General features: G+C 61.6%; 27 protein-coding genes and 1 riboswitch. Of the genes, 10 read left to right on the top strand and 17 right to left on the bottom strand.

Features of this window, described 5'->3' with window-relative positions; all coding sequences use genetic code 11:
• Positions 1-108 precede the first annotated feature (108 nt).
• Positions 109-189: riboswitch (S-adenosyl-L-homocysteine riboswitch) on the top strand.
• Between the two features lie 17 nt (positions 190-206).
• Together DWU99_RS12415 and dinB are read left to right on the top strand one after the other, a co-directional pair.
• Positions 207-1,145: an ATP-grasp domain-containing protein gene (locus tag DWU99_RS12415; protein ID WP_233511088.1), complete on the top strand. Its 939-nt coding sequence runs from the start codon at positions 207-209 to the stop codon at positions 1,143-1,145.
• A 33-nt stretch (positions 1,146-1,178) separates the two neighbouring features.
• Complete coding sequence (gene dinB, locus DWU99_RS12410) at positions 1,179-2,261, top strand: DNA polymerase IV (protein WP_115478376.1); 1,083 nt, start codon at positions 1,179-1,181, stop codon at positions 2,259-2,261.
• Between the two features lie 177 nt (positions 2,262-2,438).
• Here dinB and DWU99_RS12405 read toward each other — a convergent pair whose 3' ends face one another.
• The 5 genes from DWU99_RS12405 to DWU99_RS12385 form a co-directional block, all read right to left on the bottom strand.
• On the bottom strand, positions 2,439-3,356 hold the full coding sequence (locus DWU99_RS12405; RefSeq protein WP_158543282.1) for a GNAT family N-acetyltransferase: 918 nt from the start codon (positions 3,354-3,356) through the stop codon (positions 2,439-2,441).
• 368 nt (positions 3,357-3,724) lie between these two features.
• The gene (gene lpdA / locus DWU99_RS12400) at positions 3,725-5,521 is read right to left on the bottom strand and encodes a dihydrolipoyl dehydrogenase (protein ID WP_115478374.1); all 1,797 of its coding nucleotides are present in this window, start codon (positions 5,519-5,521) and stop codon (positions 3,725-3,727) included.
• Between the two features lie 15 nt (positions 5,522-5,536).
• The gene (gene aceF / locus DWU99_RS12395; protein WP_115478373.1) at positions 5,537-6,904 is read right to left on the bottom strand and encodes a dihydrolipoyllysine-residue acetyltransferase; all 1,368 of its coding nucleotides are present in this window, start codon (positions 6,902-6,904) and stop codon (positions 5,537-5,539) included.
• Positions 6,905-7,043: 139 nt separating this feature from the next.
• The gene (locus DWU99_RS12390) at positions 7,044-7,880 is read right to left on the bottom strand and encodes a mechanosensitive ion channel family protein (RefSeq protein ID WP_115478372.1); all 837 of its coding nucleotides are present in this window, start codon (positions 7,878-7,880) and stop codon (positions 7,044-7,046) included.
• 138 nt (positions 7,881-8,018) lie between these two features.
• Positions 8,019-8,825, bottom strand: coding sequence for a DUF2884 family protein (locus tag DWU99_RS12385; protein WP_115478371.1), 807 nt, complete (start codon positions 8,823-8,825; stop codon positions 8,019-8,021).
• Positions 8,826-9,203: 378 nt separating this feature from the next.
• On the opposite strand from DWU99_RS12385, the gene DWU99_RS12380 reads away from it, so the two are divergent.
• On the top strand, positions 9,204-10,859 hold the full coding sequence (locus tag DWU99_RS12380; protein WP_115478370.1) for an FAD-binding dehydrogenase: 1,656 nt from the start codon (positions 9,204-9,206) through the stop codon (positions 10,857-10,859).
• The gene (locus DWU99_RS12375) at positions 10,856-11,869 is read left to right on the top strand and encodes a 2-dehydropantoate 2-reductase (RefSeq protein ID WP_115478369.1); all 1,014 of its coding nucleotides are present in this window, start codon (positions 10,856-10,858) and stop codon (positions 11,867-11,869) included. Before DWU99_RS12380 ends, DWU99_RS12375 begins: the two co-directional genes overlap by 4 nt.
• Positions 11,870-11,874: 5 nt before the next feature.
• Here DWU99_RS12375 and DWU99_RS12370 read toward each other — a convergent pair whose 3' ends face one another.
• From DWU99_RS12370 to DWU99_RS12340, 7 genes are all read right to left on the bottom strand, one after another.
• Positions 11,875-12,198 carry a DUF2845 domain-containing protein gene (locus DWU99_RS12370; protein ID WP_233511086.1) on the bottom strand — a complete coding sequence of 108 codons (324 nt, stop codon included), beginning with the start codon at positions 12,196-12,198 and terminating at the stop codon, positions 11,875-11,877.
• Positions 12,199-12,252: 54 nt separating this feature from the next.
• Positions 12,253-12,837, bottom strand: coding sequence for a DUF924 family protein (locus DWU99_RS12365; RefSeq protein ID WP_325048472.1), 585 nt, complete (start codon positions 12,835-12,837; stop codon positions 12,253-12,255).
• 3 nt (positions 12,838-12,840) lie between these two features.
• On the bottom strand, positions 12,841-13,284 hold the full coding sequence (locus DWU99_RS12360) for a PA2169 family four-helix-bundle protein (protein ID WP_233511084.1): 444 nt from the start codon (positions 13,282-13,284) through the stop codon (positions 12,841-12,843).
• Positions 13,285-13,397: 113 nt separating this feature from the next.
• Positions 13,398-14,144 carry a DUF2884 family protein gene (locus DWU99_RS12355; protein WP_233511081.1) on the bottom strand — a complete coding sequence of 249 codons (747 nt, stop codon included), beginning with the start codon at positions 14,142-14,144 and terminating at the stop codon, positions 13,398-13,400.
• Positions 14,145-14,222: 78 nt separating this feature from the next.
• On the bottom strand, positions 14,223-14,741 hold the full coding sequence (locus DWU99_RS12350; RefSeq protein WP_115478366.1) for a hypothetical protein: 519 nt from the start codon (positions 14,739-14,741) through the stop codon (positions 14,223-14,225).
• Positions 14,741-15,289, bottom strand: a complete 549-nt coding sequence (locus DWU99_RS12345) for a peroxiredoxin (RefSeq protein WP_115478365.1) — start codon at positions 15,287-15,289, stop codon at positions 14,741-14,743. Before DWU99_RS12345 ends, DWU99_RS12350 begins: the two co-directional genes overlap by 1 nt.
• 106 nt (positions 15,290-15,395) lie before the next feature.
• The gene (locus DWU99_RS12340; RefSeq protein ID WP_115478364.1) at positions 15,396-15,863 is read right to left on the bottom strand and encodes a hypothetical protein; all 468 of its coding nucleotides are present in this window, start codon (positions 15,861-15,863) and stop codon (positions 15,396-15,398) included.
• A 215-nt stretch (positions 15,864-16,078) separates the two neighbouring features.
• Between DWU99_RS12340 and DWU99_RS12335 the strand changes: the two genes are divergently transcribed.
• Both DWU99_RS12335 and DWU99_RS12330 read left to right on the top strand, forming a co-directional pair.
• Positions 16,079-16,495 (top strand): universal stress protein, encoded by a 417-nt coding sequence (locus DWU99_RS12335; protein WP_115478363.1) that lies wholly within the window; start codon positions 16,079-16,081, stop codon positions 16,493-16,495.
• Between the two features lie 154 nt (positions 16,496-16,649).
• Positions 16,650-17,471: a ferritin-like domain-containing protein gene (locus tag DWU99_RS12330; RefSeq protein WP_115478362.1), complete on the top strand. Its 822-nt coding sequence runs from the start codon at positions 16,650-16,652 to the stop codon at positions 17,469-17,471.
• Positions 17,472-17,508: 37 nt separating this feature from the next.
• Here DWU99_RS12330 and DWU99_RS12325 read toward each other — a convergent pair whose 3' ends face one another.
• The 5 genes from DWU99_RS12325 to DWU99_RS12305 form a co-directional block, all read right to left on the bottom strand.
• Entirely contained in the window at positions 17,509-17,976 is a 468-nt protein-coding gene (locus DWU99_RS12325; RefSeq protein WP_115478361.1) for a DUF6491 family protein, read from the bottom strand.
• Positions 17,977-18,080: 104 nt separating this feature from the next.
• Complete coding sequence (locus DWU99_RS12320) at positions 18,081-18,353, bottom strand: hypothetical protein (RefSeq protein WP_115478360.1); 273 nt, start codon at positions 18,351-18,353, stop codon at positions 18,081-18,083.
• 3 nt (positions 18,354-18,356) lie between these two features.
• A complete protein-coding gene (locus DWU99_RS12315; RefSeq protein ID WP_115478359.1) occupies positions 18,357-18,833 on the bottom strand; it encodes a DUF6491 family protein in 477 nt (158 codons plus the stop codon).
• A gap of 62 nt (positions 18,834-18,895) precedes the next feature.
• Positions 18,896-19,630 carry a hypothetical protein gene (locus DWU99_RS12310; protein ID WP_115478358.1) on the bottom strand — a complete coding sequence of 245 codons (735 nt, stop codon included), beginning with the start codon at positions 19,628-19,630 and terminating at the stop codon, positions 18,896-18,898.
• Between the two features lie 67 nt (positions 19,631-19,697).
• Entirely contained in the window at positions 19,698-20,570 is an 873-nt protein-coding gene (locus DWU99_RS12305; RefSeq protein ID WP_115478357.1) for a LytTR family DNA-binding domain-containing protein, read from the bottom strand.
• A gap of 371 nt (positions 20,571-20,941) precedes the next feature.
• Between DWU99_RS12305 and DWU99_RS12300 the strand changes: the two genes are divergently transcribed.
• The 4 genes from DWU99_RS12300 (at position 20,942) to DWU99_RS12285 (ending at position 23,955) form a co-directional block, all read left to right on the top strand.
• Positions 20,942-22,213 carry an MFS transporter gene (locus DWU99_RS12300; protein ID WP_115478356.1) on the top strand — a complete coding sequence of 424 codons (1,272 nt, stop codon included), beginning with the start codon at positions 20,942-20,944 and terminating at the stop codon, positions 22,211-22,213.
• Positions 22,214-22,276: 63 nt separating this feature from the next.
• Entirely contained in the window at positions 22,277-22,888 is a 612-nt protein-coding gene (locus DWU99_RS12295; RefSeq protein WP_147292922.1) for a hypothetical protein, read from the top strand.
• On the top strand, positions 22,885-23,559 hold the full coding sequence (locus DWU99_RS12290) for a glutathione S-transferase family protein (protein ID WP_115478354.1): 675 nt from the start codon (positions 22,885-22,887) through the stop codon (positions 23,557-23,559). The genes DWU99_RS12295 and DWU99_RS12290 overlap by 4 nt, the downstream gene beginning before the upstream one ends.
• 78 nt (positions 23,560-23,637) lie before the next feature.
• The gene (locus DWU99_RS12285) at positions 23,638-23,955 is read left to right on the top strand and encodes a hypothetical protein (protein ID WP_115478353.1); all 318 of its coding nucleotides are present in this window, start codon (positions 23,638-23,640) and stop codon (positions 23,953-23,955) included.
• Positions 23,956-23,966 lie beyond the last annotated feature (11 nt).

Here is a 23,966-nt window from a genome sequence, read left to right as displayed (position 1 = left end):
GTAAGGTGAGCGCTTGCCCTTCAATGACAAAAGCCACATTGACATCGCCGGGGCCATGTACGAATACTGAGCCAGTTACGCGCCAAGACTGCTTCATTGGCGCCTCGGCTCCGAGGGGTGCTGCGACGGACACCGGTCCGCCACGCTCGGCTGCCGATCACTCACAACGATCAAGGGCGCCCACCCCAGTTACTGGAGGTGTACCCATGTCTGTGCCCGCTTCTTCGTTTCGCCTTGCCCTTGCCACGTCTGCCATGTATCCGGGCGTTTATCCGGACGACGTGTATTTCGTTGACGTACTGGAGCGTCTCGGCATCCAGGCCACGCCTTGTGTGTGGAACGATGCCGCCGTGGATTGGACGGCGTTCGACGCCGTGCTCGTCCGCACGGCGTGGGATTACTTCGAGCATTACGCCACGTTTCTTGCCTGGTTGGACACGCTCGATCGCATCGGCGTGCCGATGATCAACGACAGCCGGCTGATTCGCTGGAACAGCGAGAAACGTTATCTGCTCGACATCGAGCAACAAGGCGTCTCTATTATCCCGACACGCGTGGCACCCGCCGGCACCTTGCCTGACGTGCTGCCATCGATGTCTGCACAAGATGTCGTGATCAAGCCCACCGTCAGCGGCGGTGCGTGGCACACGCTGCGCGGCACCGTCGGCACGGCGGCCTTTCAGCAGGCGCTCGCCCGGTTGCCGGCTGAACTCGATTACCTCGTGCAACCGTTTGTGCCCGAGATTGCAAGCAATGGCGAATGGTCCCTGCTCTACTTTGGCGGCCGCTACAGCCACGCCGTCATCAAATACCCAGCGACCGGCGACTATCGCGTGCAGCAACAGCACGGAGGCACGGCCCGGGAAGCCGAGCCCGACGCGATCGTCGTCAGTGCCGCGGACAAGGCGCTCGCAGCCGTGACCGAACTAGGCCATCGCGAACACGCGTATGTTCGCGTGGACGGCGTCGTGGTGAACGGGCAATTCCGCGTCATGGAACTGGAACTGATCGAACCGCTGCTGCACTTGGCCATACGGCCCGACGCGGCGGAGAAATTCGCGGAACATATCCTCGATCGGCTGCGACGCCTGCCCAACAAGCACGATCGCCCGGAGGTCGCTGCGAAGGTCGGTGGCACAGCTTAGAATCGGACCCGTCACCCTCCAGCCGGCATTGTTGTGTCCACACCGCCCCGCAAGATCCTCCACGTTGATATGGATGCGTTCTATGCGTCGGTGGAACAGCGCGACGATCCATCGCTGCGTGGTAAACCCGTAGTTGTTGCCTGGCGCGGCGCACGCTCCGTGGTGTGCGCCGCGAGTTACGAAGCGCGCAAGTTCGGCGTGCGCTCGGCCATGCCCGCAGTGCGCGCTGAGCGGCTTTGTCCGCAGGCGATTTTCGTGCCGCCGGATTTCGTGCGCTACAAAGCGGTATCGCGACAAGTGCGCGAGATCTTCGCCCGGCATACCGACCTGATCGAACCGCTGTCGCTGGACGAGGCGTATCTCGACGTCACCGTCACCAAGAGCAACCTGCCTTCCGCCACGGCCACCGCCGAAGCCATTCGCGCGGCGATCCGCGAGGAAACCAGCCTTACCGCATCGGCCGGCGTGGCACCCAACAAATTCCTGGCCAAGATCGCGTCGGATTGGAACAAACCCGACGGCCTGTTCGTGATTCGTCCGCACCAGGTGCAGGCATTCCTTGCACCGCTTCCGGTCAACCGACTTCCCGGCGTCGGCAAAGTGATGGAAGCAAAACTGGAAACGCTGGGCATCAAGACGGTGAGCGACTTACTTGCATTGCAACTTGCCGAACTCGAAATGCGCTTTGGCCGCTGGGGCCGTCGTTTGCACGAGCTTTCGCTGGGCATCGACGATCATGCCGTGCAGCCCAACCAGCTCACCCTGCAAGTGTCGTCCGAAGACACGTTCGAGCACGATCTCACGCTCGACGAACTGGAACCGCACATCCGCCGGTTGGCCGAAAAAACCTGGGCGGCACATCAGCACGAAGCGCAACGAGGCCGCATTGCACGCACCATCGTGCTGAAGCTCAAGACATCCGATTTCCACACGCTGACTCGCAGCCTTACGCCCGCATCCGTTCCGGGCTCGGCACACGAGTTGGCGGACGTAGCTTGCGCATTGCGCGGGCGCGTGGAACGCCCCACCGATAGCCGCTACCGGCTGGTCGGCGTGGGACTATCGGGCTTCGTGGATCAGGACAGCTTCATCGCCCAGAGAGATTTGTTCGCGTAAACACCGCTTGTGTCGCATCGTGAATCGATGCTGCCGTGCGCGCTTGTCGTTCACACGCATCCTTGGGATGACTCCTCGACATCAGCCATTCCATAAGATCGGAACACGGTCCCAAAAAGCCAAAAAAGGGCCGGAGGTAGTTAAGTACATTTAGCTGCTTCCGGCTTTTTGCAGCCGCTATGGCAACCAGAACCCGGTCACTCCACGCGAAACGCGATGACACCATTGGTCCTTGTATTCGTTATTGGCCCTGCCGTAGCTGTAAATGAGAAGTTTGCCGCTGCTTCGGCTTTCTTCGCACGCGTTAAGCCCGTTGATATAGGAGAGGAACGATCCGGGGCTGAGGCCCTTGAGGGTTTTATCAACGCCGCCATTGATGTAATCGATGCATATCGTTCGATGGGTGTCGGCGCGATAGTTGATCTGGATGGCGACAGGCCGATTGTCCAGCCAAAGGATTTTCCCGAAAAGAAACCTTTTAAGGGCCGAAAAGGTCTTGCCAAGTGATGTAGCGGCATGAGGCGCGTGATTCCACCGCTGCTGGAAAAGGTCCGTGTAAATGTCGGCGATCTCCTCCCCGCTAAATTCCTGAACGTCGCGTACGGTTCCACCTAACCGCTCGAACCGGCGCGCCTTGATTTGATATTCCTTTTTGCCGGTGGGCAGCTCCTCGGGGATTTGCCTGAGAATCGACATCTCCTTGAGCCCGTTAAACAGGACACCGGCGATTTGCGGCCTTTGCAGACTCAATAAATGCTTTGCCTTGTAAAGCACAGTACATTGATGTCCGGGATCTATCGGCAAATAGATCACCGGATAGCCGAAGTCCTCATTGTCGCTCAGCCGATAGGCATCCAGTGCCAACCGGTCGCCCGCAAGAAATGCCCCCCAAACCGCCACTGCACCTACGCACTCCCCGCGCTTGAAATAACCGCGATAGCGGACCCTCACATCGTGCGTTTCTTCAAAATACCGCAAGACATCGGGATGAACTATGAAGCTGCCGCCCCACGTGTGATAGCAACGGGCATAGTCCTCCGCGCCGATTTCGTCACTGTTCGCCGACCGGAGACCCAATCTAAGGCGGGAAAACATGGCTACCTCACAAACCATATGAAACACATGTGTTGCTGTTTACTGACAATTGTCCAAAAGCTGTAAGTCAGGAAACGCCTCTCTGCCGAATCATTTACTTGGCAGTCGACCTAACCTTCGTCGAGTACACGACATAGGCATTTTCCATGTTTCCCTGGTATCGACCAACACCCAACACGTGTGCCCTTAGCACTGAGGAATTTGATAGCCATACAGCATGAATCGTCATGTTGGATATTTTCTCCGCCATCGCTTGCGCAGACCTATCGGCAACTGACTGATTCTTCGCCGTACCGAGTGTCATGCGACCACTGCCAACGAAAAAGCCCGGATTTCTCCGGGCCTTTTTCGTTTGCAATATGCGTGAATTATTTCTTCTTAGGCATGTACAAGTCGGTGATGGTGCCTTCGTAGACCTCCGCCGCCATGCCCACCGATTCGCTGAGCGTCGGATGCGGATGGATGGTAAGGCCGATATCGGCCGCTTCGCTGCCCATCTCGATCGCCAGCGCAATTTCGGAAATCAGATCGCCCGCATGCGGACCGACGATGGCGCCGCCAACGATACGATGCGTTTCTTCGTCGAACAGCAGTTTGGTGAAGCCTTCAGTGCGATCGATGCCGATGGCGCGACCACTGGCCACCCACGGGAATTTGCCGACGCCGATCTTGAGGCCTTTTTCCTTCGCCTCGCGCTCGGTGACGCCCACCCACGCCACTTCCGGATCGGTAAACGCGACCGACGGAATCACGCGCGCATCGAAGTGGCTCTTCATGCCGGCGACGACTTCCGCCGCCACTTTCGCTTCATGCGTGGCCTTGTGCGCCAGCATCGGCTGGCCGACCAGATCGCCGATGGCGAAGATGTGCTTCACGTTGGTGCGCATCTGCGTGTCGACGTTGATGAAGCCGCGTTCGGTGACGGCGACGCCGGCCTTGTCCGCGCCGATCTTGTTGCCGTTGGCCGAGCGGCCAACAGAGACCAGCACGCGGTCGAACAGCGTGGTTTCGGGCTTGTTCTCGCCTTCGTAGCTGACCTCGATGCCCTTCTTGGTGGCTTTCGCCTCGACCACCTTGGTCTTGAGGTGAATGCCCTTGACCTTGCCGCCGAGACGCTTGGCAAGCGGTTTGATCAGATCGGCATCGGCGCCGGGAATGATCTGGTCCATGAATTCGACCACGGTCACTTCGCTGCCGAGCGCGGAGTACACGGTCGCCATTTCCAGGCCGATGATGCCGCCGCCGACGACCAGCAGCTTGGCCGGCACGTCCTTGAGTTCCAGCGCACCGGTGGAATCGACGATGCGATCGTCGTCCCACGGGAACGCGGGCAATTTCACCGACTGCGAACCGGCGGCGATGATGGCGTATTCGAAGCGGAGCAGCTTCTTGCCTTCGGCCGTGTCGATTTCCATTTCGTTCGGCGAAATGAACGTACCCACGCCCTGCACGGTGCGCACCTTGCGCTGCTTGGCCATGCTGGCCAGGCCGCCGGTGAGCTGGCCCACGACTTTGTCCTTGAAGCTGCGCAGCTTGTCGATATCGATTTTGGGCTTGCCGAAGGTCACACCGTGCGCGGCCATCGCATCGGCTTCGTCGATCACTGCAGCGGCATGCAGCAGCGCCTTGGACGGAATGCAACCGACGTTGAGGCACACGCCGCCAAGCTTGGCGTAGCGTTCCACCAGCACCGTATCGACACCGAGGTCGGCAGCACGGAAAGCGGCCGTATAACCGCCTGGACCGGAACCGAGCACGACGAGTTTGCACTCGATGTCGGCCTTGCGGTCGGATGCGCCTGCCGCCTGTGGCGCGGGAGCTGCCGGAGCCTTGGCAGGTGCCGGCGCAGGTGCGGGAGCTGGCAAGCTGGCGACCGGTGCGGGCGCCGCAGCTTTCGGCGCTTCCGCAGATGCCGCAGCACCTTCGCTCGCCTCGATCACGGCAATGACCGCGCCCTCGGACACTTCATCGCCAACCTTGAGCTTGAATTCCTTGATGACGCCAGCGACGCTCGACGGAATTTCCATCGTCGCCTTGTCCGACTCCAGCGTGATGAGGCTCTGTTCCTTCGCGACGGTATCGCCGACCTTGACCATCACCTCGATCACCGGCACGTTTTCGTGCCCGCCGATATCGGGGACTTTCACTTCGATCGTATTCGCCATGATCGTCTCCCCTCGTCAGAGCAACAGGCGACGGATGTCGCCGAGCTGGGCCGCGAGGAACGAAGCGAAGCGCGCGGCAAGCGCGCCATCGATCACGCGATGGTCGTAGCTGAGCGACAGCGGCAGGATCAGGCGCGGAGCGAATTCCTTGCCGTTCCACACCGGCTTGGTCTGCGCCTTGGACACGCCGAGGATCGCCACTTCCGGCGCGTTGACGATGGGCGTGAACGCCGTACCGCCGATGCCGCCGAGCGAGGAGATGGAGAAGCAGCCGCCGGACATGTCGTTCGGGCCCAGCTTCTTGTCGCGTGCCTTCTTGGAGATCTCGCCCAGTTCGATGGCCAGATCCAGCAAACCCTTCTTGTCGCAGTCGCGAATCACCGGCACGACCAGGCCATCGGGCGTATCGACCGCGATGCCGATGTGGAAGTACTTCTTGAGAATCAGCTTCTCGCCGCTTTCGTCGAGCGAGGAATTGAACGTGGGAAATTTCTTCAGCGCCGCGACCACCGCCTTGATCTGGAATACCAGCGGCGTGATCTTCACGTCCTTGTTCTCTTCGCCGAGCTTCTTGCGGAAGGCTTCCATCTCGGTGATGTCGGCATCTTCGTGCTGGGTGATATGCGGGATCATCGCCCAGTTGCGCGCGAGGTTGGCGCCGGAAATCTTCTGGATGCGCGACAGCTGCTTTTCTTCGATCGCGCCGAACTTGGCGAAATCGACCTTCGGCCACGGCAGCAGGTTGAGGCCGCCCATGGCGGCACCGCCGCCCGTCACCGGACGCGCGCCGGAAGCGAGCGCATGCTTGACGTAGGCGGTGACGTCCTCGCGCACGATACGGCCGCCACGGCTACTGCCCTTCACCTGGCGGATGTCCACGCCCAACTCGCGCGCGAAGGCGCGGATGGCCGGGCTGGCGTAGGGAGCATCGCCCGGCATGACGATGTTGGCGTCGAACGGCGGGCGGGCCTGCGGCGACACATCGCCCTCCGGCGCATTGCCAGGGAGCACGCTGCGGCCGCCCAGCGGCGCCGGCTCTTCCTTCACCTGCGGAGCCGCCGCCGCCGGAGCGGGGGCGGGCGCAGGGGCCGGAGCCGGGGCTTCGGCCTTGGCGGGGGCCGGCGCCGGTGCGGCAGCACCGCCGGAAGCCTCGATGACGGCAATCAGAGCACCTTCCGATACTTCATCGCCGACCTTCAATTTCACTTCCTTTACCACGCCGGCGAAGGGCGCAGGCACTTCCATCGTGGCCTTGTCCGACTCCAGCGTGATGAGGCTTTGGTCCTTTTCGACCGTGTCACCGGGTTTGATCATCACCTCGATGACGGGCACATCGGCGTGACCGCCGATATCAGGAACGCGGGCTTCTTTCAGGTCGGCCATGATTACTCCTGCAGATCGAAGGCGGCCGCATGGGGAGGCGGGGTCGGCCGCAAGGCTTCCATCATAGCAACCGACACCCCTTTACGGACATGGCAAATCGGCCTGAAAGCGCCATGCGCATACGTATGCGGGACCGGCCTTACTTGAGATCAGCAGGTGCGCCGACGATGCGCACCTCGCGCTGTGGCGGCGGAATACGGATGCCTTCGGCGTCGAAATGCTCCTTCACCGCGCGCAGCAGATCGGTCTGCGCCGGCCAGAAATCCTTGGTCTGCGTATAAGCGCGCAGCAGCAAATAGACGGCGCTCTCGCCGAGGCTGTCGGTCCACACGGTGGGTGCCGGATCTTTCAGGATGCGCACGTCCGCTTCAAACAGGCGTCGCACCACGCCGATCGCCTTGCCGATGTCATCGCCATAGCCGATGCCGACGCGCAATTCGAAGCGCCGCGTGCCGCGCCGGCTGTAGTTGATGATGGCATCGGCACCGATCTTCGAATTGGGTACGACGGCTTCGCGGTTGTCGGCCAGCACCAACTGCGTGTGCATCAGGTTGATGCCTTCCACCGTGCCATCGATGCCGCCGGCGGTAATGAAATCGCCGACCTTGAACGGACGAAACACGATCAGCAACACGCCCCACGCCAGGTTGCTCAACGAACCCTGCAAGGCCAGACCGATCGCCAGGCCGCCCGCACCGAGCGCCGCGAGCAACGGCGCGCTCGGCACACCGGCCGTCTGCAGCGCAATCACGATCAATACGGCGATCAGGACGCCATAGATGAGATTGCGCAGAAAGCCGCTCAAGGTCGGATCGATCGATGCGCGCTGCATCGCACGTTGTATGAAGTTCGCCAATCGCCCCGCCAGCCAGTTGCCCAGCAGCAACACCAGCAGTGCGCCGAACAAAGCCGGACCATGGCGCGTGAAGAACGCAGTGAGGTCGTCGAGAGACAGACGCAGGAGGTAGTCGAACATGGCGCAGCCCTTGGAAAACTACCGAAAGCCTAGCAGCCCGTTCGGGAATCGATGATTACGCCAAAAAAAAGTGCCCGGAGGGGTAGCCGGGCACGTGACTGTCCCATGCTGGGGAAGCATGGCGTTCGGGGGGAGTTACTAACGTTGGGCGTATTGCCTCGTTTTGTTATCACTATCCGTGTCCGATGAAAGCAGTTTCAGACGATCGCCATTGGGAAGGCGAAACTGAAGTTGCCGCTGCAATTGATCGAGCTCGCCCAGACGCGGACACAGCGCGTCCGCGCGCTGCTCAAGCTTGTTGGCGGGCACTTCGACGGCTTTGTCCAGCGTGGTGTCCAGCGCGCTGGTTCGCGCTTCCAGCGCCGCCAGCTTGCTGGGGTCGTTGCTCAGCGCGTCCTTCAACACATCGCGCGTGATGCTGCCGACCATATCGGCCACCGCCTCTTCCACGGTGGCGCCGAAGGTTTCGCCGCCATCGCCCGACTTCCAGAAGCCGTGGCCGAGCGTGCCGTCGATCTGCTGCAAGGCGACGGCGTGACGGTCGCGCAGCTTCTCCATGATGCGCGTGCGTTCGTCGCTATCGTCGGCCAGCGTTGCGACGACGGTGGTCATCGCGGAATAACCGATATCCACACCGTCGCGTGCGATATCCGCCATCGCCGGCAGGAGATCGCGCACCTGATGTTCGTATGCGCGCAATCGCACGGCGTCTTCGTGCGTAACAGGCACATCGCGACCGTCCACGCGCAGTTGTCCGTCGTGCATGAAGACATCATTCGGATGGCCTTGTTCGCGCGTGAACGCGATGCCATCCGACTTGATCTGTACGTCGTAGTCGCTGTTGTAGGAACACTGCAGATGATGGAAGTGCGCATCCGACGCCTGCGCGCCGCCGGCAACGGCCAGACCGACCACGAGCGCAATTTCCGTGACATGACGATGCATGAGCGATTCCCTCTCCCGATACGACACGGCCCGAACCTGCCGTTATCCGCTTGGATGCGTCCCAGCCTGCATAGGGTTTAACGGCGGGGCACTCGTTTACATGGGCCATGCGTCATCCCGTGCCATCGGTCATATCTCCTAGGGTCTGTTCGCACTATTCGCGTGGCCCGCGCCGGGAGCTGTTTGCTCGCCAACCAAGGAAGAGCGAGGGAGTGTACGTCCGTACACGACTGAGCGATGACGCCGGATGGCGGACAAAACGCGGGCTACGCGAATAGTGCGAACAGACCCTGGACCGGGCGATGGCGCAGCGCACATAGGAAAACCGTCGGGCGCGCGATAACTTCATCCATTGGAGCGTACTCAGGGGCAAGGCGCATGCAATCCACCGATGTCATCGTGGTTGGCGGGGGGCTGGCCGGCCTCGTCGCCGCCACGGAGCTGACCGATGCAGGACGACGCGTGCTGCTGGTCGAACAGGAACCGGAGCAGAGCCTCGGCGGGCAGGCGCATTGGTCTTTTGGCGGCCTGTTTTTCGTGGATTCGCCGGAGCAGCGTCGCATGGGTGTACGCGACTCGCATGCGCTGGCGCTGGCCGACTGGATGGGCACGGCCGCCTTCGATCGTGCCGAAGACCACTGGCCGCGCCAATGGGCTCAGGCTTACGTCGATTTTGCGTCGGGCGAAAAACGCGCCTGGCTGCATGGCATGGGCATGCGCTGGTTTCCCGTGGTGGGCTGGGCCGAACGCGGCGGCTATGGCGCGATCGGCCACGGCAATTCGGTACCGCGCTTTCATGTGACATGGGGCACCGGTCCGGGCGTGCTGGAACCTTTCGTGCGTCGCGCACGCGACGCGGCATCGAAAGGTTTGTTGCAGTTTGCTTTCCGCCATCGCGTCGATGGCTTGATGATGGAAAACGGCAGCGTGGTCGGCGTGCATGGCGTGCGCCTGGCCGACGACAGCGTCGAACGCGGCAAGCCGAGTTCGCGCGAGGTAGCGGGCGATTTCGAATATCGCGCGCAGGCGGTCATCGTGGCGTCCGGCGGCATCGGCGGCAATCACGAACTGGTGCGCAAAAACTGGCCCGAACGTTTGGGTCCGCCACCGTCGCACATGTTGTGTGGCGTCCCCGCACATGTAGACGGCCGCATGCTCGGCATCAGCGAAGCGGCGGGCGCACGCCTGATCAACCGCGACCGCATGTGGCATTACGTCGAAGGGATCGAGAACTGGAATCCGATCTGGCCCAGGCACGCGATTCGCATCCTGCCCGGCCCCTCGTCGCTCTGGTTCGACGCACGCGGCCACCGCCTGCCCTGCCCGCTGTGGCCCGGCTTCGACACGATGGGCACGCTCGAACACCTGCGCCGCACGGGTTACGACTACAGCTGGTTTGTGCTGGATCAACAGATCATCCGGCGCGAATTCGCGCTTTCCGGTTCCGAGCAAAATCCCGATCTGACCGGCAAGAGTTGGCGGCAAGTTGCAAAACGCGCGGTTGGCAAGCATGCGCCCGCGCCGGTGGAGGCCTTCAAGCGGCACGGCCGCGATTTTGTGGTGCGCGACAACCTGGACGACCTGGTTGTCGGCATGAACGAACTCGCCGGCAGCCAACTTATCGATGCCGCGCGTCTGCGCGAGGAAATCGAGGCGCGGGACCGTCAGTTCGACAACCCGTATGCGAAAGACAGCCAGGTCATGGCCATTCACAACGCGCGCCGTTATCGCGGCGATCGCCTGGTGCGCGTCGCCAAGCCGCATCGCCTGCTCGATCCCTCCAACGGCCCGTTGATCGCCGTGCGACTGAACATCCTCACGCGCAAGACGCTCGGCGGACTCGAAACCGATCTGCAGGCGCGCGTACTCGGTCACGACGGCCAACCCCTGCGCGGACTTTATGCCGTGGGCGAAGCCGCCGGTTTCGGCGGCGGCGGATTGCACGGTTATCGCGCACTCGAAGGCAGCTTCCTTGGCGGATGCCTGTTTTCCGGGCGTATTGCGGGGCGCGCTGCCGCAGCGGCCGTGGCATGAAGCCGTTACCGCGCATTGCCATCTATGGTGCCGGCATGATCGGCAACTATCTCGGTGGCCGTCTGCATGACCACGCGCGGGTGCGTTTCATTGCAAGGCCGCGCATCGCGTCTACACTGAAAGCGTGCGGACTGACCGTCAGCGATCTCAACGGTCATCGACAACACATCGCACCGGATGTGCTTGATGTGCACACGCATCCCGAAGCCGCACGCGACGCCGAGCTGGTGCTGGTGACGGTGAAATCGTCGGCAACGATGGACGTGGGTCACGAACTTTCCGAAGTGCTTGCGCCCGGCTCACTGGTCATCAGTTTTCAGAACGGCGTGCGCAACACCGCCGAACTGCGTGCGTCGCTGCCCGGGCATAGCGTTCTGGCCGGCATGGTGCCGTTCAACGTGACCCAACCCGAGCCGGGCCATTTTCATCAAGGCTCGTCAGGCGAGTTGATGGTGGAACATTCCGCTGAGCTCGAACCGTTCCTGCCTGTCTTTGCCGGTGGCGGACTCGCACTGCAACGGCAGGACGACATGCAGGCGGTACTCTGGGCGAAACTGCTGATCAATCTCAACAATCCGCTGAATGCATTGAGCGGCTTGCCGCTGCGCGATCAGCTCGCACATCGAACATGGCGTCGTTGTCTCGCGTTACTTCAGCGCGAAGGGTTGCAGATATTGGAAGTCGCCGGCATTCGCCCGGCACAAGTCACCGCGCTTCCCGCACGCTGGCTGCCGACCGTGCTGTCGCTGCCGGATGCGATGTTCCATCGCATCGCCGCGCGCATGCTGGCCATCGATCCTCTTGCGCGATCTTCCACCTGGGACGATTTGCAAGCGGGACGACGCACCGAAGTCGACTACATCAATGGCGAAATCGTCGCGCTGGCCAAATCGAAGGGCCTTCGCGCACCGGCCAACGCGCGCATTGTCGAACTGATGCGTGACGCCGAGCGATCCTATCTTCGGTGGGAGGCCGATGCCTTGCTCAACACACTGCGCAACGCCCGGTAATAGCGTCAGCGCGGCAGATCTTCGATGTGCGCCACCTTGCCATCCACCATGGTGATGATGGTGGTGTGACCGTCGCGCCTGTATTGCCACTTTTCGCCCTTGTCCTTCGCGGTGCTTTTGGCCGACTTGTTCTTGCGGTTTCCCGAGTTCTTTGACGATGATTTCTGCGAGCTGCTGCTCTTTGAATGACTGGAAGGCTTACCTAGTAACGCCTTTACCCTCGCGGCGCTGTCGCCGACAACCAGCAGCTGACTACCGACACGCAGACTTTCCAGCGCGTGCGCTGGATATGCGCAGGCAAGCAAGACCATCACGAGGTAACGACGCATGACACGCTCCATGTCGCAATGAGGCCACTTTCCATGGCCGAACACGTTGAGTGATCAGAAACCGGCGCCCGACTCAGCCAGGTACGCCACTTCATCTGGTGTATTTGCACGACCCAGCACAGCGTTCCGATGCGGAAAGCGGCCGAAGCGCGCAATCACCGCCCGGTGTTTCCGAGCATAGTCGAGAAAGCCGATGTAGCCGCTTCGTTCCTCGGGCGGCAGGCCGTCGCACAGCGATTCGAATAAGGCAACGCAACGATCCTGCATGCCCCTATCTTCAGCATGTTCCAGCGGCATGTAGGCAAACACACGCTGGATGGCCGGAAGTTGGCCGTCGTAAGCTTCCTCAATGCCCCACACGGCAAGTTGTTGTGCGCGAAGGTCCTGTTTCCATGCGCGCGCATCGTTGCGATAGAGATTGCGCGTGAACTGATCCAGCACGATCAGCAGGGCCAGCCAACCGGAAGGCGTGTTCGTCCAGTCCGAAAGTTTGCCCGCCACTGCGGCGTCGACCGTTGTCGCAAATCGTTCGCGTATCAAAGCATCGAACTGCGGGCGGGCGGCGTACCACTCATCGTGGTGGGCGGGATCGAACCAGAACGTAAGCACCGCCAGCGCGTCGGGCGGCGGCGGTGCCACGGATTACTGACCGACAGCCTTGGCGAGGCTGTGCATATCCAGGTGAATGGACTGCAGGCGCGGAAGCTGGCGATGCAGCGTGGTGGTCATGTCGCCGGCGGAGACACGCGTCAGCACGCGCTCGAACGCACGCAGCAAACCCTGCTCGTGACGCGCCAGGAGGCGTATCCAGGCATCGTCGCTGCGCGGCATGCCGCGGACCAGCCATACATCGAACCGGTGCCGCGCGGCTTCGATCATGCGGCTGCGCGTGGCGGGCGTGCGATCGTGGTTGCGCATCTGCGTCTGCAGCTCGGCGATCACGGCGTCCAGGGACTGGGCTTCTTCGTCCAGCACGGTGCGCAGGCCGGGTTCGCTCACCTGGGCGGCGGCATGACGATACAGCGCGCGCAGCTCGATGCTGCGGCGTATCAGGCCATTGCACAGATGTCGGGTTTCCAGCGACACGGGGTCGCCTCCTGCCTGGTCGCAAAATCTTGTATTGGCAAGCATGTTGCAAGACGGCTACTTACCGGGGGATTAACCCGCTATCGGGTGTTCGACTCCGCTCAGCCTGCGTTTCACTGGCCGATCAGGACCAGGTTCAGCTGACGGCCGTTGCTGGCGCGAATGCCGGCCTGCAGGGCCGAGAGGCGCTGGATATCCGGACAGAGCGCCTGGATCTCGGGCCGAAGGACCTGAAGACGCCGCTGGAGGCGGGGCTGGAAGCTGCCGGCAAGATTGCTGGCACGATCGCGCAGGGCGGCCGCCTGCTGCAGGTCGCCGCTCATGGCGGCGCTGACCGCTTGCTGTCCGAGCGCCGAAATAAACAGCGGCGCGATGTCGCTGACGATTTCGTTCGCATAGCGGTCGGCGGCGTCGCCGTGCCAGTCATGCGTGCTCTGGCTGTCGGCGATGCGCTGGCGCAGTTCCGCCGAATGGGCGGCCAGGCGACGATTCAATTCCGCCTGGGTGTCGGCATCCAAGTTCAGGCTGCCCGATTCGTCGCGAACCAGCTGCAAGGTCACGCCCACCCCCTGCTGCGCAATGGCTTTGACACGCGGCATCAAGGCACGCAGATCGCGCTGGAACAGATCCAGGCGATCCTGGTCTTCGTAGCTCAACGGCACGCTGCGGCCGTCCGTTTGCAGCATGCCGGGACTGAGCACCACGCGTGTGGGCGCGGGGGTGTCGCGGTCGAACACCATTCGATCCGACTGAACGGTCAGGTCATAGCTGCTGGTGGCGTGACAAACCTTGGCCAGATCCTGCGCGTGCAGGGTTCCTGCGGCGAGTACCAGGATCAAGGCGGCGAGCGATCGTTTCATGGACATGGGTCGGCGTTGTCGGCGTGCCAGGGAGACAGGCCGACAGCGATAAAGCCCGGTGCAGGAACTGCCGCTGAATCAGTGCCTGCGCGCCTTGAATTGCAGCCGGACGGCCGGCTGGCCCAGCTGCCAGGACAGCCACAGCAGCACCGGCACGGCCATGGCCCGCAGCCCCAAGCCGGCCAGCACGATGTGCCGCAAGTCCGTCAGCTGCGCAGCGCTTCCCGCTTCATTGAGCGTGCTCCATTGCTGCCACAACAGCACGCCGCGGTACGCACTCCACACGCACAGAACCAGGGCGACCAAGCGCAGCACGGGTCGAGCCCATGCCTGCCGCAGGATACAGCCGGCGCAGACCACGATCAGCGCGAAGGCCGCCGCCAGATAACCCAGATCCCACGCCAGCACGCCGTGGAGAGCGGAACTCGCCGAGGCATCGCCCGGCGGCAGCGATTGCAGAACGCCCCATACCTGCTGCGCATGCGAGACGTATTGCACCCCGCCGAACCCCGCCAGCAACAGGAGCACCCACACGAGCATGCGCCACCATGCAAACCCGGACCGCCGTATGCCCAGGTCGGAACTTGATATCAGCATCAATGGAACGCCTTCTTCAGGGTGGTGAGGTCGCTCAATACTTCGGCGGAATTTTTCTCGGGATCCACTTCGCGGTAAATCTTGGCGATGTTGCCGTTGGGATCAATCAGGAATGTGGTGCGCTTGGCAAAGTGAAAGCCGACCGCCGATGTCAGCACGCCGTAGTTGATGGCGACCTGGCGGTTGGCGTCGGAGAGCAGCGGGAATGGCACGTGGTACTTGGCCGCGAACTCCTCGTGGGATTTCACGTCATCCAGGCTTACGCCCACCACATCCGCACCGGCCTGACGCAGCTTGGCGATGTTGTCGCGGAATGCGCACACCTCGGTCGTGCATCCCGGCGTGAAATCTTTCGGATAGAAGTACAGCACCAGCCAGCGTCCGTGGTAATCGGCCGGCGTGCGCCAGTGACCGTTCTGATCCTGCAAGCGGAACGAAGGGGCGGCCTGGCCTACCTGCGGATTGCCTACCTTTATGCCTGAGAACGCCGGAGTGGCCAGCAGGCTCAGCAGGCAGATCAGCGCAAGCGCGACCGAAAAACGACGCATGAATGTAACTCCCGGGGAAAGAAACACTGCCCGGCGAGTATACGCTGTGGCTTAAAAGCGAAAGGCGCCTGATGGCGCCTTTCGCTTACCGCAAGATATCGGCTACTCAGTGGCTGACAGGCTTGATCGAGAACTTGTCGACTGCAACACCCAGATTGATGCCTTCGCCGCTGCCGGCCAGCGCAATCGACGTGGTGCCTTTGGTCAGCACCTGCGCCGAGCCGCTCTTGATCACGCCGGCCGATGCACCCGCCTCGGCGTAATCGCCGAACACGTCCTGGATGCCACGGACGTGGCTGATCTCACCGGTGCCATTGTCGATGCGGAACTTGCCGGCGGTGAGGCCGCCGCCCACCATGTTGATGCTCACCGCAGCCCGCTGGCCGTTATCGCAGACGATGTGTCCGCTGCCTTCGGCATGCTGATAAAGCGCCGACCAGCCGGCCAGGCTGAATTTCAGATGGCACTTGATGTCGGCGGCCGGGGCCGCGTGGGCCCGGCTGGCGGGCAGCCCGGCCAAGCCGGCAACACCCAGGACCAGGGCGGCAGTCAAACCAAGGGTACGCTTGCTCATGGAGGTCTCCTTACAGTGCGTTGACGGTCATCAATGCCGAGACAAGAGTGTCGGACCTGCAAACTGAACGAACCAGCAAGAACCGGTCGACCCGTTCAGAATCAACAAGATCCCGTGAAAGTATTGCCTGTTGTTTCCCGCGGCTTGATGCTTAACTAACGACGTGCCGCGCACACTGACGCTGTGTGGAAGCACGTTTCTGCCATGGAGGAAACATGCTCAAGTATTCGCTGGTCGGCTATGACAGTTCCGATTCTTCGCAGCGTGCTTTTCGCTTTGCCATGGATCTGGCCCGTTGCGGAGGGGGCCGGGTACGCGTCGTTTCGGTGCTGCAGGTCACCCAGGGTGGCGCCGACGCCTGCGCGCTGATGATGACCGACTCGGCCGCCCAGAGGACGGTGGAATTGCAAGAGGAATTGAAGTCCATCGCCCCGGATTCGGACCAGTTCGTGGACCTTGAAATCATCCACGGCAGCCCGGGCGACGTGCTGCTCAACCAGGTCCGGCAGCACCCCATCGATCATATTGTCATCGGTCATACCGGACGGGGCGCCCTGGGACGCTGGCTGCTGGGCTCAGTGTCCGATGACGTGCTGGCGGGCGCGCACGTACCCGTTACGGTTGTCCGTTGACACCTCGCTGTTAGAGCCTGTTCGCGGCTACGCGGAGATCGCGAACAGGCTCTAAGTGGTCGGCTGGCATTAATCCGCGGCATCGTTCACCCTTTATGCTGTTGTCCCCGATCTGTCATGGGTCGGGTGGCCTTTTCTGCACAGGAAACTCCACGTGGACTACAGCCCCGCCCTGCCATGGACCTTGGAAAGCCTCAACTTTGCCGAGATCGATATCGCACGCGTGCGGCATGACGAACATCTCTTTCTTCTGCTCTGCAGTGCGTCGTTCGTGGAAAGCGGTTCGGACCTCTACACACACAACCTGATCGAACACTTCGACGGTGATCTCGAATTGCAGGCGTGGCTGCGCGAGCATTGGGAGCACGAAGAACTGCAACACGGCCGCGCGTTGGCCGCGTATGTGCAGCATGTATGGCCCGAGTTCGACTGGGAAAGCGGATTCAAGGCTTTCTGGAACGACTACGGCGCCCTGTGCACGAATGAGCAACTGGAACCTTCGCGCGGGCTGGAACTGGCTGCACGCTGTGTCGTGGAAACCGGCACCGCCAGCCTGTATCGCGCCTTGAACGATATCGTCGACGAGCCTGTGCTCAAACAGCTGACCAGCCACATCAAGAGCGACGAAGTGCGGCATTACAAACACTTCTACCAGGCGTTCCAGCGTTATCGCGAGCAGGAACGGCTGGGCCGCTACAAGGTTTTCCGCGCGATCGTGCGCCGGGTCAACGAAATCCGGAACGAGGACAGCGACATCGCGCTGCGCCACGTGTTCAACCAGTGCTACCCGCAATACAAGGACGACAAGGCACAGTTCCAGAAGGTGGCCGGTCCCGCGCAGGCGCTGCTGCGTCGCCACATCCCTGCCGAAATGACGGTGAAGATGCTGCTCAAGCCGCTGGATCTGCCGCCCAGGCTGCAGCAGACCCTGGAAAAACCGCTGGCTCGCATCAGCGAAAGGTTATTCCTGCAGTAAACCCATCCCAGCCCTCGCTCCGGCGCCGGTCATGGCACTACTGCTGACCAGCCGGAACGGATGGCGTATTGGCATCGCTTCTGGGCTGCATATCGACCTCGCGTTGCGCCTGTTGCTCGAGCTTCAGGCGCGCCAGATCGATCGGCCGTATCTGGGTAATCGGACAGGGTGCGTAGCGGCGCCCGGTAAGCACTTTGTCGAAGTTGGTCTGCACTTCGCGGAAGCTGGCGGTCAAACCGATGACCTGCGTCCATGGCAGGTTCGGGCAGCCCCATACGTCAAGCAGGTAGGCCCGGCTGGGTACGGTGTAGACCACCAGTTGCTGGTCGCTGAGCGGTTCCCACGACCACATCCGACCCAGGTACACGAAGCTGCGCACTGGCGCGCCGGCGGCCGCGTTGTAAGCATCCTGACGCTGTTTCTGGCGCTGTGCGTAGGGCACGCTGGAACAAGCCGCCACCCAAGCACCGAGCAGAACAACACCCGCAACACGCATCTTCAACATGGCACAACTCCGGATTCATCTACTGAGAGTTAACGCACCAGCGTCTTGAGAGTGCACAGTCCCGATGATGCGAACGGACCTCAGGGAAAAGGACTGGAAAGACCTTATTGTCCTGCCGGCTGCTCCGTTTCTCGCGTGCGGTCCAGATGATGCGCATCGGATTCGGGCCAGTGATACCAGTCCCTGTGCAGCGCGAATTGCTTGCACGCCAGACACGCCGTGATCTCCCAGCGATACCCGCAACCGGGGCAGACACCGCCGGTCCAGAACGTGTTCCATGTCGTGCCGCAGCCGCCCATGTGATGCGAACAGAGCCAGCGACTGGTGCCGAGCGGACGCCAGGCGCAATGCGGGCAATAGATGTCCGGCTCACTCATCGCTCAGTTCTTGCCGGGTGGCGGCGTGCCATTGCTGCTATCGCGCTGCACGTTGTCGACGTGACGCTGTTCCTCTCGGTCTTTGTCCAACTTCAGTTGCGTCAGATCGATGGGACGAATCTGCTTGATCATGCAAGGCACGTAGTCCCGTCCCTGCAGCACTTTGTCGAAGCCTGTCTGCACCTGATCGGCAAAACTGGTCAGGCCGATGGTATTCGTAAAGGTCAGATTGCTGCAGGGCCAGACATCGAGCAGATAGGCCCGCGTGGGCAAGGTGTAGACCACCAGCTGCGTTTCGCTGAGTGGTTCCCACGAGTAGATCTGCGCGCCCAGGACCAGGCGAAAGCTACGGACTGGGGCGCCCGCTGCCGCGCTGTAGGCCTGCTGGCGTTGCTGGAGATGCTGCGCGTAAGGAACACTGGTACAGTCGGCAAGCCACGCACCGGCCAATAAGATCATCAACACTCGCATGTTCAACATGGCACGTTCTCCGTCACCGGATACTCGATTCAACGCACGCATGCGCAGCCAGTGCACAGCGGTTATTTCTTGCCTACCTCGGTCCACTTGGTCGGATCATAGCCGCCGACTTCGAACACCAGCGTCTGCTTGCCGCCATCCTGCATTTCCACATTCATCGTGATGCGCTTGGTCTTCTCCATCGCCTCGATGAAAGGCTTGTCGTCCCGAATGAAAATCGCCGGCTCGCCGGTGGTGGGCAAGAAAGCGCGCAGCGGATGCGACTTGCCGTCGAATTGCGTCTGGATCATGCAATTGCCCTTGCACACAAAGCCGTGGCCCGTCCCAAACATGAACACGCTCTGGCCCCACTTGGTGTGCCGGCGCAGCACGAGACGCACGGCGCGATCCCCCGAGGGCGATGTGCTGTAAAGACTGGCAGTGGACTGCGTGCCGCCTTCCATCGGGCCGACCTGATAGGTCCACAACGCCGTCAACCGGCGCTTTTCGCTGGTTTCCTTCCAACGCTGCTCCACGGCCGGCAGCGTCTGCTGCACTTCCTTGGCCGCGTCGCTGTTAGGAAATTGCTGGACGATCTGCTGGCCAAGTTGCGAAGCCATTTCGTCGCTCTTCATCTGCAGCATCTTGCGATACGTCTGCAGCTGGTTATTGGCTTCGTCAGCTTCCGCCTGAGCCTGGGCCTTGGCCGCATCGGCTTGCGACGGCGCGCTTGGCTCCTGTTGCGAGCACGCGGCGAGCGCAAGCAGGCTACAGGCGGCAAAAAGGGGGACAGAACGACGAAGGAACGAACGGGTCATTGGCAGCACACCGGCAAAGGACAGGCCGCTAGCTTGAAACGAGTGATGACCGGGTGCAACCGCCCGCTCAAGCCGCCGTGGGCTGGCCGAAGCGCTCGCGCAGCATGGCGCGGTAACGCCGGCTGCAGGGAATTTTCACGCCGTCGCGCATCAACAGACGCGCATCGCCGGTATCCAGAGGCTCGATTTCCGCGAGGAAGTCCAGATTGATCACGTAACTTCGATGCACCCGTACGAAGTGCTGCGCATCGAGTCGCGTTTCGATGCCCGCCATGGTGGCGCGCAACGGATAGTCGCGCCCGCGCACATGCAGATTCACGTAGTTGCCCGATGCCTGCAGCCATTCGATTTCACGCGCAGCCAGCAGAAACTCCTTGCCGAGCTTGCGCACCAGAAACCGCTCGGGTTGTTCCACCGGTTCTACCGGCGGCCCGACGTCGGGCTCCTCCAGCAAACTTGCTTCGCCCTGGAGACGCATTACCCAGAACCGGTACAAGCCTATCGTGACCAATATCCAAAAATAAGAACGACCATCCTTGAGGTATTCGTAGGCAAAATTGGTGGCCCACGCCCCGAAATCGTAATGTTGTCCGGCCATCGCGTAAGCCAGCATGCGCAACCCCACCATGCCTGCCACGTGGATGGCACTGAAGACCACGCTGAACATCAGATGCAACGGCAAGTTTCGCTGCCACGTATCGATGCGGATCGGCCAGCGCCGCGATGCCGTCACCAGCGCAGGCACCAGCGCCAGCATTACGGTCGAGCTGCTTGCCTCCCACACCCATGGCTCCCACCATTGAACACGAGGGTGGTCCATCACCGAAATCTCGCCATTGAAAACGGTGTTGAGGACAAAGAACGCCGGCCAGAAAGCGATCTCGAATGATCGCCGCCAGCGCTGGAAGCTTTCGAAGGTAAAACCGCGGCTTGTGCCCATAGGAGCCTGTTCATGATCTTTGCGTGGCCCGCGCCGGGATCTGTTTGCACGCAGGGCAAGGAAGAACGAGCGAAGTGTATGTCGATACATGAGCGAGTGATGACGCGGCCATGCGGGCAAACAGACCCGGCCCGAAGGGTTGTGTCTGTATGGCCGCCATGCGGCAGCGCGCGGCTTGACCTGACGGCCAGTCAGGCGCGGCGCCGCACGCCACCACCTGACGGCCATACAGACACAACGCGGGCTACGCAAAGATCATGAACAGGCTCCAAGGGGATTCTACATAGCCGCGCTTCGTGGAACGTGTGCCGCTGCGACTTTGCGCGACGGCGGGGGACCCCGATAATGGCGGATCGCGACAAGGACTGGTGATGTCGAATACCTCCACGCAGGGCTCAAAGGATTCGCTGTTCCAGCACCGCGCATACCTTGCGTTCTGGTGCGCTCGCACTGCCTCCAGCTTCGGCTTCCAGATGCTGTCGGTGGCCGTGGGTTGGCAGATCTACGCCATGACGGGGCGGGCTTTCGATCTGGGCCTGATTGGCCTGGTGCAATTCTTCCCGTCGGTGCTGTTGGCTTTGCCGGCGGGCCACATTGCAGACCAGTTCGACCGGCGTCGCGTCGTGTTGATCGGACAGATCGTGGAATGGATCGCGATCGTGTCGCTTGCCACGCTCACGCTGCTGCATGCCATCAATGAGCTCGGCATTCTGGCGTTGATTTTTACCATTAGCGTCGCCAAGGCCTTCGAATCGCCGTCGATGCAATCGATGGTGCCCGCGCTGGTTCCCCCTTCCCTGCTGCCACGGGCGATGGCGGTGAATGGTTCGGCGATGCAGGCGGCGATGATCATGGGCCCCGCATTGGGCGGCCTGCTGTATGTGGCAGGCCCCGGCGTCGTGTATGCGGTCTCCGCCGTGTTGTATCTGATCGCCGCCACAATGGTGTCGCAGCTGCGCTACGAACAGGCGCCGCCCAAGCGCGAACCGGCCACACTTAAAACGCTGTTTGCAGGTGTGCATTTCATCCGCGAACGCAAGGACATACTCGGCGTCATTTCGCTGGATCTTTTCGCGGTATTGCTAGGAGGTGCAACGGCGCTGCTGCCGATTTTTGCCAAGGACATCCTGCACACCGGGCCATGGGGTCTTGGCTTGCTGCGCGCAGCTCCCGCCGTGGGCGCCTTGCTGATGTCGTTCTGGCTTGCGCACAACAGTATGGAACGTCGTGTCGGGATGATCATGTTCGCATCGGTCGCCGGCTTCGGTGCAGCGACGCTGGTGTTCGCACTCTCGAAAGTGTTGTGGCTGTCGTTGGCAGCGCTGTTTACGCTCGGTGCGTTCGACATGGTGAGCATGGTGATCCGTGGCTCGCTGGTGCAACTGGATACACCCGACGCCATGCGCGGCCGCGTCAGCGCGGTCAACTCCATTTTCATCAACACCTCGAATCAACTTGGCGAATTCGAGTCGGGCATGGTCGCCGCATGGCTTGGCGCCGTCGGCTCGGCCGTGGTCGGCGGCATCGGTACACTGGCGGTGGCTGGCCTGTGGATGCTGATGTTTCCAACGTTGCGCCTGCGTCAGCGATTGCATCTGGAACAAGTCGTGGAAGAGAAGGAACCCTCTGCGCAAACGGTTTAGCGCGCGCACGGGCTGCAGGTCGAACACCCATCACCGGATCGACACTTTCATGCAGGGGCATCTATGAACAGTCAACCCGCAATGCCTGCGCGCTCCACGTTCGTCACCGTGCTCGCATGGATCTTCATCGGATTCACCGGCTTTGCCTCGCTGATCAGCCTGATGCAGAACCTGATGCTGCAATTGATCTTCGTGCCGCTGATGCAGCAGCAACACGTCCCTATGTCGCAGAACCTTCCGCCCGGCATGCCGGTGCAGATGGGCTGGATGTTCGATCACCTCTTCTGGATGTTCCGTATCTTCCTGCTGTTGTCGCTATCGGTGCTGACGGCCTCCATCGGCTTGCTGTTGCGCAAAGAATGGGCGCGCAAGCTGTTCATCGGCCTGATGGCGTTCGGCATCCTCTATCAAATCGGCGGATTGTTTTTTCAGTGGTGGTATATGAGCGCCGTGTTCGATCACTTCCCCATGCCACCGAATCCGAAGCCCGACGTCGAGCAAATGATGCAGGTCATGCGCGGCTTCATGAACGTGATACGGATATTCACCATGCTGATGTCAGTCGGCATCTCCATACTGCTTGGATGGATCATCAAGAAGCTGGTCAGCGCGCCGATTCGCCAGGAGTTTGCACCTGTTCTCGCATCCACGACGATCACTGGGAATTCGCCATGATCACCGTCCATCATCTCAACAACTCGCGCTCACAACGAGTGCTCTGGCTGCTCGAGGAGCTGGGTCTTCCCTACGAGATCAAGCGCTACCAGCGTGATCCGAAAACCATGCTGGCGCCGCCAGAATTGCGTGCCGTGCACCCGCTGGGCAAGTCGCCGGTCATCACGGATGGCGATCTGACCCTGGCCGAATCCGGTGCGATCATCGAATACCTCGGCGATCGTTACGGTGCTGGCCGATGGATCGCATCGCCCGGCACGCCGGAACGATTGCGCATCAATTACTGGCTCCACTATGCGGAGGGATCGGCGATGCCGCTCTTGCTGCTGAAGCTGGTGTTCCGCCGCGTTGAAACCGCACCCGTGCCCTTCTTCGTACGCCCGGTGGCCAAGGGCATCGCGGGCAAGGTGCAACAAAGTTTCGTCGACCCGCAGATTGCGTTGCACCTGGCCTACATGGAAGGCGAATTGACCAAGGCGGAATGGTTCGGCGGCGATGCCTTCAGCGTCGCGGACATCGCGATGAGCTTCCCACTGGAAGCCGCAGCGGCCCGTGGCGGACTGGACAGTCGCTACCCCCATCTGCAGGCTTTTTTGCAAAAGGTCCACGCGCGCCCTGCCTACCAGCGCGCGATCGAACGCGGGGGCGAGTACAGCTTGTTGAGTGGCTGAACGAAAGCGACTACGGTTAACGCCACACTCACGTGAGCGCTGGCAACGTGATACATCTGGACAGCGGTGGAGCATCCCATGAGCAGGCAAGCCGATATCGAACGTCGCCTCGACGATCTTAGTAGCCGCGTCAGGCAATACACCGATGGCGTCACGGACACCGCCGAAGGCTGGGTGAGCCGGGGACGTCGCGCCGTGGGCCGGCTCAACCGCGGCGACGCCACTCGTCGCATCGCCCAGGCCGCCGAAGATTTCGCGGACGAGGCGAACTATCAATATCGCCGCCTGCGCCGGCACGTGAATCGTCATCCGGTGGCCACGGTGGCCATCGTTGCCGGCACCATTGGCGCGTTCCTGCTGCTGCGTCGCGCGTTTCACAGTGACGACGAAGACTGATCGAAGCGTTC

This window comes from Dyella psychrodurans (genome assembly GCF_003363265.1).
In the GTDB taxonomy this organism is placed as follows: Bacteria; Pseudomonadota; Gammaproteobacteria; order Xanthomonadales; family Rhodanobacteraceae; genus Dyella_B; species Dyella_B psychrodurans.
Note: the sequence above shows the minus strand (reverse complement) of the source record. Positions and strands in the feature narration are given on the sequence as shown.